13 protein-coding genes are annotated in these 13,560 nt (G+C 69.1%); 5 read left to right on the plus strand and 8 right to left on the minus strand.

Going from position 1 to position 13,560, the window contains the following annotated elements; all coding sequences use genetic code 11:
* Nucleotides 1-100 precede the first annotated feature (100 nt).
* From DK26_RS23905 to DK26_RS23920, 4 genes are read left to right on the plus strand one after another with little or no spacing between them, the layout of a single operon-like run.
* Entirely contained in the window at nucleotides 101-1,276 is a 1,176-nt protein-coding gene (locus DK26_RS23905; RefSeq protein WP_066478083.1) for a glycerate kinase, read from the plus strand.
* A complete protein-coding gene (locus tag DK26_RS23910) occupies nucleotides 1,273-2,655 on the plus strand; it encodes a S8 family serine peptidase (protein ID WP_157089817.1) in 1,383 nt (460 codons plus the stop codon). Before DK26_RS23905 ends, DK26_RS23910 begins: the two co-directional genes overlap by 4 nt.
* Nucleotides 2,656-2,680: 25 nt before the next feature.
* Nucleotides 2,681-3,238, plus strand: coding sequence for an RNA polymerase sigma factor (locus DK26_RS23915; RefSeq protein ID WP_248310091.1), 558 nt, complete (start codon nucleotides 2,681-2,683; stop codon nucleotides 3,236-3,238).
* On the plus strand, nucleotides 3,235-4,014 hold the full coding sequence (locus tag DK26_RS23920) for a hypothetical protein (RefSeq protein ID WP_066478087.1): 780 nt from the start codon (nucleotides 3,235-3,237) through the stop codon (nucleotides 4,012-4,014). The genes DK26_RS23915 and DK26_RS23920 overlap by 4 nt, the downstream gene beginning before the upstream one ends.
* A gap of 152 nt (nucleotides 4,015-4,166) precedes the next feature.
* On the opposite strand, the gene DK26_RS23925 is transcribed toward DK26_RS23920, so the two are convergent.
* The gene (locus DK26_RS23925; RefSeq protein ID WP_066478090.1) at nucleotides 4,167-6,152 is read right to left on the minus strand and encodes a protein meaA; all 1,986 of its coding nucleotides are present in this window, start codon (nucleotides 6,150-6,152) and stop codon (nucleotides 4,167-4,169) included.
* Nucleotides 6,153-6,415: 263 nt separating this feature from the next.
* Complete coding sequence (locus tag DK26_RS23930) at nucleotides 6,416-7,579, minus strand: mandelate racemase/muconate lactonizing enzyme family protein (RefSeq protein ID WP_066478095.1); 1,164 nt, start codon at nucleotides 7,577-7,579, stop codon at nucleotides 6,416-6,418.
* A gap of 165 nt (nucleotides 7,580-7,744) precedes the next feature.
* Between DK26_RS23930 and DK26_RS23935 the strand changes: the two genes are divergently transcribed.
* Entirely contained in the window at nucleotides 7,745-8,983 is a 1,239-nt protein-coding gene (locus DK26_RS23935; RefSeq protein ID WP_066478097.1) for a PLP-dependent aminotransferase family protein, read from the plus strand.
* 16 nt (nucleotides 8,984-8,999) lie between these two features.
* Here the strand turns inward: DK26_RS23935 and DK26_RS23940 are convergent, their stop codons facing one another.
* From DK26_RS23940 to DK26_RS23965, 6 genes are all read right to left on the minus strand, one after another.
* Nucleotides 9,000-10,316: an MFS transporter gene (locus DK26_RS23940; RefSeq protein ID WP_066478101.1), complete on the minus strand. Its 1,317-nt coding sequence runs from the start codon at nucleotides 10,314-10,316 to the stop codon at nucleotides 9,000-9,002.
* 45 nt (nucleotides 10,317-10,361) lie between these two features.
* Complete coding sequence (locus tag DK26_RS23945) at nucleotides 10,362-10,712, minus strand: MarR family transcriptional regulator (protein WP_248310092.1); 351 nt, start codon at nucleotides 10,710-10,712, stop codon at nucleotides 10,362-10,364.
* Between the two features lie 233 nt (nucleotides 10,713-10,945).
* Nucleotides 10,946-11,434: a DUF1178 family protein gene (locus DK26_RS23950; protein ID WP_066478107.1), complete on the minus strand. Its 489-nt coding sequence runs from the start codon at nucleotides 11,432-11,434 to the stop codon at nucleotides 10,946-10,948.
* Between the two features lie 101 nt (nucleotides 11,435-11,535).
* A complete protein-coding gene (locus DK26_RS23955) occupies nucleotides 11,536-12,399 on the minus strand; it encodes a carbon-nitrogen hydrolase family protein (protein ID WP_066478109.1) in 864 nt (287 codons plus the stop codon).
* A gap of 12 nt (nucleotides 12,400-12,411) precedes the next feature.
* A complete protein-coding gene (gene grxC, locus DK26_RS23960) occupies nucleotides 12,412-12,669 on the minus strand; it encodes a glutaredoxin 3 (protein ID WP_066478112.1) in 258 nt (85 codons plus the stop codon).
* Between the two features lie 47 nt (nucleotides 12,670-12,716).
* The gene (locus DK26_RS23965) at nucleotides 12,717-13,517 is read right to left on the minus strand and encodes a ComF family protein (RefSeq protein WP_248310093.1); all 801 of its coding nucleotides are present in this window, start codon (nucleotides 13,515-13,517) and stop codon (nucleotides 12,717-12,719) included.
* Nucleotides 13,518-13,560: the final 43 nt, after the last annotated feature.

The following is a 13,560-nucleotide window of genomic DNA, read 5'->3' on the forward strand; positions in this document are numbered from 1 at the left end:
CCCGGCCCGAAAAATAATGAGCCGGCATCGGAATAAGCCCGGAGCGGCATCGTTTACGGAGCAGAGGCGCAAGGCCTCGTGGCACTGTGAGGATCATCCGATGACGCTCAACATCCTGATCGCCCCTTCGGGTTTCAAGGAGAGCCTGGACGCCAGCGACGTCGCCGCCGCCATCGCCTCGGGCGTCCATGCCGCCATGCCGGACGCCAGAACCCTGCTGGCGCCGCTGGTCGATGGTGGCGAAGGCTTCACCCGGGCGCTGGTCGCCGCCACCGGCGGTCAGCTTCACGAGCGGACCGTGACCGGGCCGGTCGGCCAGCCGGTCGCCGCCTGCTTCGGCTTCCTCGGCCGTCCCGGTCCGAAGACCGCGGTGATCGAGATGGCCGCTGCCGCCGGTCTCGCTTTGGTCCCGCGCGACCAGCGCAACCCGATGCTGACGACGAGCTATGGCGTCGGCGAACTGATCCTGGCGGCGCTCGATGCCGGCGCGGAACGCATCCTGATCGGCTGCGGCGACAGCGGCATCAACGATGGCGGGGCCGGCATGGCCGAGGCCCTCGGCATCCGCCTGCTCGATGCGAACGGGCAGCAGATCGCCCGCGGTGGGGGTGCGCTCGCCGATCTCACTCGCATCGACCTTTCGGGGCGCGACCCACGCCTCGATAGCGTCAGGCTCGACGCGGCGGTGAACTGGCACAACATCCTGCTCGGCCCGAAAGGCGTGGCGCGTGTCTTCGCGCCGCAGAAGGGTGCGACGCCCGAACAGGTCGTCATTCTGGAAGCGGCGCTCGAAACCTATGCCGCCTGCCTGCGCGAGGCGACCGGCCATGACCTTGCGAGCGCGCCCGGCGGCGGCGCATCGGGCGGGCTGGGCGCCGGCCTGCAGGGGCTGCTGGGCGCAAGGCTGCACCCACGTTACAGTATCGTGATGCAATATCTGGCTTTCGACGACCTGCTGGGCCAGGCCGACCTCGTCATCACCGCCGAGGGCTGCCTCGACGAGCAGACGCCGTTCGGCAAGATCCCGGCCGAGGTGGCGCGGCGCGCGAAGGCGCTGGGCATTCCGGTGGTGGCGCTCGCCGGCACGATCGGTCGGGGCAAGGTGCGGATCAATTTCGAGCATGGCATCGACGCCTTCGCCAGTATCCTGAAGCGGCCCTGCACGCTTGAGGAGGCGATCGCCGAATCGGAGAAGCTGCTGCGCCGGGCCGCCGAGGATGCGGTGCGCATGATCGGCGTCGGGATTCGCCTGCGCGGCGAGAGGTCGGCGGCATGAGGCTTCGCCGCCCTTCCACCGCCGGACTGGCTAGGCTGGCCCGTGCCGTGACGCTCGGTCTCGGGCTGGCACTGCTGCCCTTCGCCGGCCTGCCCGATGCCTCCGGCCGCTTCGCCGCCGCCTTCGCCGACGATGATGGCGGCGGCGACGACGGCGGTGGCGGAGGAACGGGCGGCGGCTCTGGCGGCGGAGGTTCAGGCGGCGGTGGAGGCGGCGGCAGCGCGGAGCGCAGCAGCAGCGGGCGCCATATCCGTTCCTTCAACCTGTTCGGCCTGTTCGAAATCGGGCAGAGCGCGCCACGACAGAGCCAGCGCTCGGCGCGCCCGCAGCGCCCCGCGGTCCAGGCCGTGCCGCGCGAGATCGTCGCGGCAGGGTTGACCGAGGCGGATATCGCCCGGCTGCGCGAGGAGGGGTTTCGCCTGGTCGCGCAGCGCAGTCTCGGCCTCGTCGGCAATCTGACGGTGCGCATGCGCGTGCCGCGGCGCCTCTCGACGGCACGGGCGGTGGAGCGGGTGCGTACGCTGTTTCCGGCGGCGCTGGTCGATCTCAACCATCTCTATCGCGGCGTCGCGGCGCCATGCCCGGATAATCGCTGCTTCTCCCTGCTGGCGCCGGAGGCGCGCATCGCCGGGTCCTGCGTGGCGCGCGGCACGATCGGCATGGTCGATACGGGCGTCGACCTCGCCCATCCGGCCCTCGCCGGCAGGGCGATCGAGACCGAGAGCGTGCGCGAGCCGGGCTACAAGCCTGCAGGCGATGCGCACGGGACCGATGTCGCGATCCTCCTGACCCGGGGGACGGGCGGCGAGGGCGCGCGCATCGTAGCGGTCGATGCCTTCCACCGGCGTGGCGGCAGCGCCAATGCCGACAGCTTCGACCTTTCCGCCGCGCTCGATTTGCTGGCCGGGCGGCAGGTGCCGGTCGTCAACCTCAGCCTCGCCGGGCCGGCCAATGCGCTGGTCGAGCGGATCGGCAGCCTGATGCATGGTCGCGGCACGGTTCTGGTCGCGGCAGCGGGCAATGGCGGGCCGGGCGCCGAGCCGCTCTATCCCGCCGCCTATCCCTGGGCGGTGGCGGTGACCGCGATCGACCGCGACGGCAAGGTCTATGCGCGCGCCAATCGCGGCGCACATCTCGCCTTCGCGGCGCCGGGCGTTCGCGTCCAGTTCCCCGACAAGGCAATGCGGCCCGGCCCGCCGCGCTCGGGCACCTCCTATGCAGCGCCCTTGGTGACGCTCGCCTTCGCGCATCGCCGGATGCAGGACGAGAAGGCGCAGCCGCAGGCGCTGCTCGCGGCACTTTCGGCCGAGGCCAGGGACCTCGGCGCTCCCGGACGGGACCCGGTCTTCGGCTGGGGCAGCCTGTCCTGCCCGCTGTAGACGCCAGCGAAACCGAGAAAAGCCGATGTCGGATATGCGACCAGGCCAGATAGCCAGCGGCCCCCCGCTGCCGGGAACGGCAGGCGGGCTCTCTCCCTTCGCGACGGAACTGGTCTCGTTGCTGCCGCGCCTGCGTCGCTATGCGATGACGCTGACGCGCTCGGCCAGCGAGGCGGACGATCTCGCGCAGGCGAGCTGCGAGAGGGCGCTGAAGGCGCAGGCGCAGTTTCAGGAGGGTACCAGGCTCGATGCCTGGCTGTTCAGCATCGCCCGCAATCTCTGGATCGATGCGCTGCGCAAGCGCCAGCGCGAGGGGCGTACCGAGGAAATCGATGCCCATCTCGATCTGCCGGGCGAGGATGGGCGGCAGGTGAACGAGGTCGCGTTGACCGTCGATTCCGTCCAGCAGGCGCTGGCGCAGATGCCGGAGGAGCATCGCCGGCTGCTGATGCTGATCTGCGTCGAGGGCTGCAGCTATCGCGCCGCCTCGGAGCAATTGGCGATCCCGATAGGCACGGTGATGAGCCGCCTGTCGCGGGCGCGGCAGGGTCTGGCGGCAAGACTGGGAATGGAAGCGAAATGACGAAGCCCGAAGTCTCTGACGAGATGCTGACCGCCCTGGCCGATGGCGAGCTTTCCGCCGGCGAGGCCGAGCGGCTGCATGCGCTGGTCACGGCCGATCCCGAATTGGCCGAGCGCTTCGCCATCCTCGCCGAGACGCGCTTCCTGCTCGAAGCCGAGGGCGAGCCGAAGCCGGAAGCTGTGCCGGAGCGGCTCCTGGCCGCGATCGACGCTGCGGATGCCCCTCCCGCGCAGGCGCAGCCGAGGCTGACGGTGATCGCCGGTGGCGCCGGGGAGAAGCCGATAGCCGCGCCGCGCACGAGTGCTCGCCGCGCCGGCTGGCGCTTGCCGCTGGCGGCGAGCTTCCTGCTCGTGGCGGGGGGCGTCGCCGGCTATCTCGCAGCAGGGCGAGGGGGGCAAGGTTCCCCCGGCATTGCGGTGGCCGGTCTCGACCGGGCCGCGCTAAGCGCGGCGCTCGACACGGTGGCGAGCGGCGGGGCGGTCGCGCTGCCGGCCGGGAATCTTCGCATCATCGCCTCGCACAAGCTCGCCGATGGCCGCCTCTGCCGCGAGTACACGATCTCCGGCGCCGGACAGGGCAAACCCGGCTGGAACGGGGTCGACTGCCGGGATGGGCAGGGCTGGCGGACGGAGTTCGTGGCGGCGACCCCGCCGGAGAGTGCGGGCTACAAGCCGGCGAGCGGCGGCGCACTGGCCGAGGCCTTCCTACTCGATCGCGGCGCGGAAGGCCCGCTCGATCCGGCGGCTGAGCAGGGGCTGTTGAGAGGGGCGAGGTAGCCCGCACTAGTTTCGGTCGGAACCACAGGGTCGTCTCGGGCTTGACCCGGGACCCATGCCAGAGCGCTTGTTCGGGAAGCTCAGGCATGGATCCCGGCTCTGCGCTTCGCTCCGGCCGGGATGACTAGCGTTTACCTTGGGGCTCTCCCGCGTCAGCGCTCCTTCGCCGCGAGCCCGGCGACATCGGCGATGATGCCGTCGAGGGCGAAGTCCTTGGGCGTGTAGACCGCCGCGACCCCCATATTGCGCAGGGCGTTCTCGTCATCGGGCGGGATGATGCCGCCGACCACGACCGGAACCTCCATACCGGCGACGCGCAGGCGCGCGGTGACGTCGCGCACCAGCGGCAGATGCGAACCCGAAAGAATGGAAAGGCCGATGATATCTGCCTCGGTTTCCTTCGCCTGGGTCACGATCTCCTCGGGGGTCTGGCGAATGCCGCCATAACTGACCTGCATGCCGGCATCGCGGGCCCGGACCGCGATCTGCTCGGCGCCGTTCGAATGGCCGTCGAGGCCGGGCTTGCCGACCAGGAAGCGCGGCGTGCGGCCGAGTTTTTCGGTGGCGCGGGCGACGGCGGCCTTCACGGTGGCGAGGCCGGCATCGTCGCCGAGCTTGGTCGTGTCGACGCCGGTCGGGGCGCGGTACTCGCCAAAAATCTCGCGCAGGGTCTGGGCCCATTCACCGGTGGTGACGCGGGCCTTGGCGCAGGCGATCGAGGCCGGCATGACGTTGCGGGCTTCCTTGGCGGCGCTCGCCAGCTCGGAAAGCGCGACCTCCGCCGCCCTGGCGTCGCGGGCCGAGCGCCAGGCCTTCAGACGGCCGACCGCCTCGATCTCGACCGAGTCCGGTACGGTGACGACATTGCCTTCGCCGGCCGAGAGCGGCGAGGGCTCGCTATTGGTGAACTTGTTGACGCCGACGACGATCTGCTCGCCGCGCTCGATCGCCTCGATCCGGCGCGCACCGTTCTCGACCAGCGCCTGCTTCATGTAGCCGGTCTCGATGGCGGCCAGCGCTCCGCCCATGGCGTCGATCTTGGCGAGTTCCTCGAGCGCTGCTGCTTTGAGCTCGGCGACCTTGCTATCGATCACGGTCGAGCCGTCGAAGATGTCACCGAATTCGAGCAGGTCGGTCTCATAGGCCAGGACCTGCTGCATGCGCAGCGACCATTGCTGGTCGAAGGGGCGCGGCAGGCCGAGCGCCTCGTTCCAGGCCGGGAGCTGGACGGCGCGGGCGCGGGCCTTCTTGGACAGCGTCACCGCCAGCATCTCGATCAGGATGCGGTAGACATTGTTCTCGGCCTGCGGCTCGGTCAGTCCCAGCGAATTGACCTGCACGCCATAGCGGAAGCGGCGATGCTGCTCCTCGGTGACGCCGTAGCGGCCGAGCGTGATCTCGTCCCAGAGCTCGACGAAGCTGCGCATCTTGCAGAGCTCGGTGACGAAGCGCATGCCGGCATTGACGAAGAAGGAGATGCGCCCGACGACGCTGCCGAACTCCTCCGCCGAGACTTCCGGCCGGGCCTTGATCGAGTCGAGCAGGGCGATCGCGGTCGCGAGCGCGAAGGAGAGCTCCTGCACCGGCGAGGCGCCGGCCTCCTGCAGATGGTAGGAGCAGACATTGGTCGGGTTCCATTTCGGCAGCTCGCGGGCCGTGAACACGACGATGTCGGTGGTCAGCGCCATGGAAGGGCGCGGCGGGAAGACGTAAGTCCCGCGGGAGAGGTATTCCTTGACGAGATCGTTCTGGGTCGTGCCCTGCAGGGCCGGGCGCGGGGCGCCCTGCTCGTCGGCGACGGCGATATAGAGCGAGAGCAGCCAGGCTGCCGTCGCGTTGATCGTCATCGAAGTGTTCATCTGCGCCAGCGGGATCTGGTCGAACAGGGTGCGCATGTCGCCGAGATGCGTGACGGGCACGCCGACCTTGCCGACCTCGCCGCGCGAGAGGACATGGTCGGGGTCGTAGCCGGTCTGGGTCGGCAGGTCGAAGGCGACGGAAAGCCCGGTCTGGCCCTTGGCGAGATTGGTCCGGTAGAGCCTGTTGGATTCGGCGGCGTCGGAATGGCCGGCATAGGTCCGGAAGATCCAGGGCTTATCGCGCTGGGTCTGGTTCCGAAGCGGATCGATCGCGTTCATGGTCGCTCCCTGCCGTGCCGTCTTTGAGCTCGTGCAAACTGATTGTTGCACTGCAGCGAAGATAACGCCAGTGGGAGCGAAAGGTCGCCTCAGACCTTGGGATGAGGTGAGGCGAGGCTACCGTTCGATATGAGCTGGGTCATTGCCTCGACGTGATGCCCGCCCTTGTGGCGGGCATCCACGTCTTGAGCATCGTCTTCGATCACCGAAGACGTGGATGGTCGGGACAAGCCCGACCATGACGATGGAAAGCGAAGCGGATGCTACTCCGCCAGTTCGCGCATTACCTTGATCAGGTCGGATTTGCCCTCGAAGCCGATGCCCGACAGCTCCGGCATGACGATATGGCTGTCCTCGACGCGGACGCTGTCAGGGAAGCCGCCATAGGGCTGGAACAGGTCGGGATAGCTCTCATTGCCGCCGAGGCCGAGGCCAGCGGCAATGTTGAGCGACATCTGGTGGCCGCCATGCGGGATGCAGCGATCCCAACCCCAGCCGGCGACCTTCAGCGCGGCGAGCGTGCGCTGGTACTCGCATAGCCCGTAGGAGAGGGCGCAGTCGAATTGCAGCCAGTCGCGATCCGGCCGCATGCCGCCATAGCGCAGCAGGTTGCGGGCGTCCTGATGGCTGAAGAGGTTCTCGCCGGTCGCCATCGGGCCGGGATAGAACTCGGCGAGCGCGGCCTGGAGGGCGTAGTCGAGCGGGTCGCCCGCCTCCTCGTACCAGAACAGCGGGTAGTCGCGCATCGCCTTGGCATAGGCGACGGCGGTCTCAAGGTCGAAGCGGCCATTGGCGTCGACGGCGAGCTGCGCATCCTTGCCGATCTCGGCCAGCACCGCCTCGATGCGGCGGCGATCCTCGGCGAGCGGGGCGCCGCCGATCTTCATCTTCACGACGCGATAGCCGCGGTCGAGATAGGAGCGCATCTCGGCGCGCAGCTGGGCGTCGTCCTTACCGGGATAATAGTAGCCGCCGGCGGCGTAGACGAAGACCTTCGGGTCGGCTTGCCGGCCATGGCGCTCGGCGAGCAGCCGGAACAGCGGCTTGCCGGCGATCTTGGCGGTGGCGTCCCAGATCGCCATGTCGAGCGTGCCGACGGCGACCGAGCGCTCGCCATGGCCGCCCGGCTTCTCGTTTTTCATCATCGCCGCCCAGCAGCGATCGGGATCGAGATTGTCGCCGGCGTCATTGATGAGGCTCTTCGCCTCGGCTTCCAGCAGGCGCGGCGCGAAGCGCTCGCGGATCAGCCCGCCCTGGCCGTAGCGGCCGTTCGAGTTGAAGCCGTAGCCGACGACGCGGCTTCCGTCGCGGACGACATCGGTGACGACGGCGACGAGACTCGTCGTCATCTTCGAGAAGTCGATATAGGCATTGCGGATCGGCGAGGCGATCGGTTGCGTGATCTCGCGGACGTCGACGATGCGCATGGTCTTCTGCTCCCCTTTTCCGCGCTTATGCCCCGGCCGGCCGGGGCTGGCCACTGCCGGGCCGGGGGCGGCGCCATGCGCGCGGGGTGGTTTCCCGGGAGCGGGAGGCTCTGTAGGGTCGCCGCGATCATCAGCAGTCCACTATCCGCAGTCGCAGTGAGAAGCATGTCCCATTCCGAAAGGCGCACCGGCCGCCCGGCGCTCGCCAGCTGGCTTTCGACCGGCAACAGCATCACCCAGCAGTTCATGGCGATCGGCGGTCAGGCTGATTTCATCAGCCTCGCCGGCGGGCTGCCGGCGGCCGAGCTCTATCCTGTCGAGGTGATGGCTACCGCGCAGGAGCGGGCGCTGACGCGCTGGGGTTCGGCGATCCTCGAATACGGGCCGATCGAGGGCTTGCCGGCGCTGCGGGCCGCGGTGGCCGAGCGCGTCTCGAAAGCGAGCGGGCGCCGCTTCGGCCCGGAGAACGTGCTTCTCACCACCGGCGCGATGCAGGGGCTCGATCTCGTCGGCAAGCTCCTGGTCGATCCCGGCGAGCTGATCGTCTCGCAGTTCCCCACCTATCTCGGCGCGCTCGACGCCTGGCGGCCGCGCGCGCCGCGCTATGAGAAGCTCGACTGGAGCCTGCAGGCGGCCGGCCATGACGCGGCGCTGCGGCAGGCCAAGTTCGTCTATGCCGTGCCGAACTACTCCAACCCGACCGGCGTGCTCGTCTCGCAGGAAGAGCGGGCCGGGCTGCTCGACAAGGTGCTGGAAGCCGGGACCTGGCTGCTCGAGGACGATCCCTATCTGCCGCTGCAGTTCGACGGGCCGGCCGGGCCCGGCATCCTCGCCCATCATGCGCAACGCCAGCCGAACGGCGCCTATGACGGGCCGGTGATTTATCTTGGCACGCTCTCGAAAAGCCTGGCGCCGGGCCTGCGCGTCGGCTGGATCGTCGCCGAGGCATCGCTGATCTCAGCCCTGGCGCTGGTCAAGCAGTCGACCGACATCGCCTCCAGCCTGCTGACGCAGGCGCTGGCCTTGGAGATGATCGAGAGCGATTTCGAGGCGCAGCATGTACCGAAGATCGTCGCCGCTTATCGCGAGCGGCGCGATGCGCTCTGCGCGGCGGCGAGCGAGCATCTCTCCGACTGGTTCGAATGGGAGGTGCCGCCCGGCGGCATGTTCGTCTGGATGCGGGCGAAGACGCCGGAGATCGACACCGATGCGCTCTACGCCCATGCGCTCCTGGAAAAGATCGCCTTCGTGCCGTCGAGCGTCTTCGATCCCGATGGGGCGCTGAAGAGCGCGATGCGGGTGAATTTCACCCGCTCGGCGCCGGAGGTGCTGACCGAGGGCGTGCGCCGGCTGGCGCGCGCCGTCCAGCGCCAGCTCGCCGCGCGCCCGGACCGGGCGGCCTGACCGACCTCGCCTTGGCTCAGGCCGGCTTCGCGACCAGCGCGCCGGCCTTGCCGCTGCGCATGGTGATGCAGAAGGCGGCGGCGAAGAGGCAGAGTGCGCCGGCGATGAAGAAGGCCGGCAGGTAGCTGTCATAGACGGTGCGGCTGAAGCCGGCGCCATAAGCGGCGAAGGCGGCGCCGAGCTGGTGGCCGGCGAAGATCCAGCCGAAGACGAGGTTCGCCTTCTCGCCGAAGCGGTCGGCGGCAAGCTTCACCGTCGGCGGCACCGTCGCGACCCAGTCGAGCCCGTAGAAGATCGCGAACAGCGACAGGCCGTAGAACGAGAAGCCGGTGAAGGGCAGATAGAGCAGCGAGAGCCCGCGCAGCCCGTAATACCAGAACAGCAGCCAGCGGCTGTCATAGCGGTCCGAGAGCCAGCCCGAGCCGACCGTGCCGAGGAAGTCGAAGATGCCGATCACGGCGAGCACGCCCGCCGCCGTCACCGCGGCCATGCCGTAATCGCCGCAGAGCGCGATGAAATGGGTCTGCACCAGCCCGTTGGTGCTGGCGCCGCAGACAAAGAAGGTGCCGAACAGTACCCAGAAGGTGCGCGTCCGTGCGGCCTCGCGCAGTGCGACGAGCGGCGAGACGAGCATCGCTGCAAGGCTGGCCGGCGTGGCAGGCGCGGGCACCAGCGCCGTCTCGCCATAGGGCGCGAGCCCGACATCGACCGGCCGGTCGCGCATCAGGGCGAGAACGGCGAGCGCCGCGACGACGATCAGAGCGAGCACCAGCAGCATGGCGGAGCGCCAGCCGACCTGGTCGGTCAGCCAGGCGAGCAGAGGCAGGAAGACGAGCTGGCCGGTCGCTGTGCTCGCCGTCAGCAAACCGACGACGAGGCCGCGCCGGTGCGAGAACCAGCGCGTCGCGACCGTGGCGCCGAGCACCATTGCGGTCATACCGGTGCCCAGGCCGAGCACGACGCCCCAGAGCAGCATCAGCTGCCAAAGCTCGGTCATGGCAAAGGAGCCGAGGATGCTCACGGCGATCAAGGTGAGCGCAACGGCGACGACCGGGCGCAGGCCGAAGCGGTTCATGAAGGCGGCGGCGAACGGGCCCATCAGGCCGAACAGCGCGAGGCGGATCGCCAGCGCTGAGGAGATTTCGGAGGTCGCCCAGCCGAACTCCTTCTGCAGCGGCCCGATCAGCACGCCGGGCGCGCCGACCGCGCCCGCGGTCACCAGCATGGTCAGGAAGGTCACGGCGGCGACGAGCCAGCCGTAATGGATGCCACGGCGGGCGAGGGCGCTGGCAAGGCCTGAGGGAGCGGGTGGGGTGGCGAGGTCCGGTTGCATGGCGCCTTCCTGTCGCGGGTAGATACCCGCATTTGTGTGAGGAAATCAGAGTGAATCGAGGGCGGAGCGCAGCTGCTTCATGAAATCGGCCCCGAGTCGATCGTCGAGGGCCTTCTGGGCGCCATCCCAGAGCGGGGCGCCATCGGCCAGAACCTGGCGCCCGGCATCGGAGAGCTGAACGGTCGCTTCGCGCTGGTCCTCGCCGCGCCCGAGTGCGACGAGACCCATCTTCTCGAGCACGCGGACATTGCGGCCGACGGTCGAACGGTCGAGGTCGACGCGGTGGCCGAGCTCGGTCAGCGTCGCCGGCTCGATGCGGGCGATCGAGCGCATCAGGCTGAACTGCGCGATGTTGACCCCGACCGGCGCGATCGCCTCGTCATAAAAGGCAATCATTCGCCGCGAGGCCGAGCGCAGTGTCGTGCAGATGCAGGGCGAGGACATAGGCGCGGGTATATGCCCGCGATGAGGCTATGGCAAGTCAAAATGCGTGCGAGGCAGGCCGCTGCAGGCGAGATCCTCGTCATGCTCGCCCTTGTGGCGAGCATCCACGTCTTGAACACCGCCATTCCCAACGGAAGGCGTGGATGGTCGGGACAAGCCCGACCATGACGCTGGAAGGGCTGCCTCTAGTTCCTCGCGCCCGGCAGCTTCGGCAGCGGCAGGAAGTCGACGCCTTCCTCGTTCAGCATCTTCGCATCCTCAGCTGTCGCCTCGCCATAGATTGCGCGGCCTTCGCTCTCGCCGTGATGGATCTTCAGCGCCTCCTCGGCGAAGCGCGGCCCGACATGCTCGGCATTCTTGGCGACGTGATCGTGCAGGGCGGTCAGCATGGCGCGGAAGGCGACTTCCTTTTCGCCCATCAGCGCGACGGGAGCTGGTGCCGGTGCGGGCGCAGCGGTGGCGGGGGCCTCGGCTGGTTCAGTCTGCTCGGCCGGGCGCTGCCCGCGATCCGTGCGCGCGACCGCCGGGGCCATGACCCCGCGCTCGATCTTGATGCTGTCGCAGAACGGGCAGGCGACGAGGCCACGTTTGGCCTGCTCGTCGAAACCGGAGGAGTTGGCGAACCAGCTCTCGAAGCCGTGGCCATTATCGCAGATGAGGGCGTAGCGGATCATGTCTTCTCTGGTCGGGCGCCGCACTGCGCGGCGTGCCGAAACGTCTTCAGTGCTCGATCACTTGAAATGGGGCCTGGCGCCTCAGGCGCCAAGCCCGCGGGTCATTCGGCCGCGTCGCGCTGCGGGCGCTCGGCCTGCCAGGTCTCGACGGCGAACGAACGGGTGTGCCGCAGGCTGGGGATGCGGGCGCGTGCATTGGCGACCTCGGCGAGGTCGATCTCGGCGAGGATCACGCCCGGCTCGTTGCCGGCCTCGGCCAGGACGCGGCCCCAGGGATCGACGATGATCGAGTGGCCATAGCTCTCGCGCCCATCCTCATGCACGCCGCCCTGTGCGGCCGAGACCATGAAGGCGCCGTTCTCGATGGCTCTTGCCCGCTGCAGCACCTGCCAATGCGCCTCGCCGGTCTGGCGGGTGAAGCAGGCCGGCGCGGTCAGCATGAAGGCGCCGGCTTCCGCTTCCGCCCGGTAGAGATAGGGGAAGCGGACATCGTAGCAGATCGACATGCCGACCAGTCCCCAGGGTGTCTCGGCGAGGGCCGCCTCGGCGCCGCCGCTGAAGGTGTTCGACTCGCGCCAGGTCTCGCCATTGGGCAGATCGACGTCGAAGAGATGGATCTTGTCGTAGCGCGCGGCGATGTTGCCCTCGGGGTCGATCATATAGGCGCGGTTGGCGATCTTCTCGCCGGCCTTGACCGAGACCGAGCCGATCTGCAGCCAGATCTTGCGGTCGCGTGCCGCCTCGCGCAGCCCGGCGAGAACCTCATGCTCCGCCTCGGTCTGGCAGGTCTCGCGCAGGCGCCTGGTGTCGCGCTCGCAGAGATTGGTGACCTCGGGCGTCTGGACGAATTGCGCGCCCTGGGCGACGGCCTCGCCGATCATCCGCACCGCATCGTCGCGGTTGCGCAGCGGATCGCGGCTCGAACGCATCTGGACGCAGGCCGCGATGAAGCGCGTGCTGGTCATGGCTCTCTCCGTTCAGGCGGCGAGCAGGGTGTCGAGCTTGCCCTGCGCATCGAGTGCGTGAAGATCGTCGGAACCGCCGACATGGCTTTCGCCGATGAAGATCTGCGGCACCGAGGTGCGCCCGCCGGCCTTGGCCGTCATCGCCTGGCGCAGCTCCGGCTTGCCGTCGACGCCGATCTCCTCGAAGGCGACGCCCTTCTTGGTCAGCAGTGCCTTGGCGGCGTGGCAATAGGGGCACCAGCTCGTGGTGTAGATCGTGACTTGCGGCATCGCTCGGGTCCGGGTCGCTGTCTCTGGCTTTCGTATATAGGGCCGGCTCAGCTTTCCGTCACGACCCGGGCGAAGGTCAGCACGTCGACTGCCGCCGCCCCGCCGCGCAGCAGGGCGCGGGCCGCGGCATTGGCGGTCGCGCCGGTGGTCAGAACGTCGTCGACGAGTAGGACGCGCCGGCCCTCGAGCCGCGGCCGCATCGCCGGCGGCACCTTGAAGGCGCCCTGCAGGTTCTCGCCGCGCTGCGCCCGCGTCAGCCCGACCTGCTGCTTCGTCCGTTTGACGCGGGCCAGTGCCCGGTGCTCGCAGGGCAGGCCGGACTGCCGCGCCACCACCTTTGCCAGCGCGGAAGCCTGGTTGAAGCGGCGCGTCCAGAGGCGAAAGGGGTGCAGCGGCACCGGCACGACGAGGTCGCATTCTGCGGTCAGCTCATGGCCAGCCTGCGCCATCATCCGGCCGAGCATCAAGGCGAGCTCGAGCCGGTCGCCATATTTCAGCCGGTGCACCAATTCGCGCGCCGTTCCGTCGAAGCGGCAGGCGGCGCGGGCCCGGGCGAAGACCGGCGGATCGGCGATCGCCGCGGGCGAAACCAGCCCGGCGCCGAGATCGACTTCGAAGGGCGTGCCGAGGCGCTCGCAAAAGGGCCGTTCGATGAAGCCGATCCCGGCCCAGCAGCCGGCGCAGAGGCCCTGCGCCTCGCTCGTCGCCGCCCGGCAGGCGATGCAGGCGGGCGGATAGACGAGCGCGACGAGCCCCTTCAGCCCGGCGCCGAACCAGCGACGGCCGCCGCGCAGCGCCGCGCTGGAGGCGATTGCCATCGTCTTCAGCGGCGTCTGCGGAAGGCTCATCCCTGCGATGCCTCGCAGGGGGATGGATCTGGCCATTTTGCGC

Origin of the sequence: Allobosea sp. WAO, from assembly GCF_001509835.1 — a bacterium.
GTDB lineage: Bacteria > Pseudomonadota > Alphaproteobacteria > Rhizobiales > Beijerinckiaceae > Allobosea.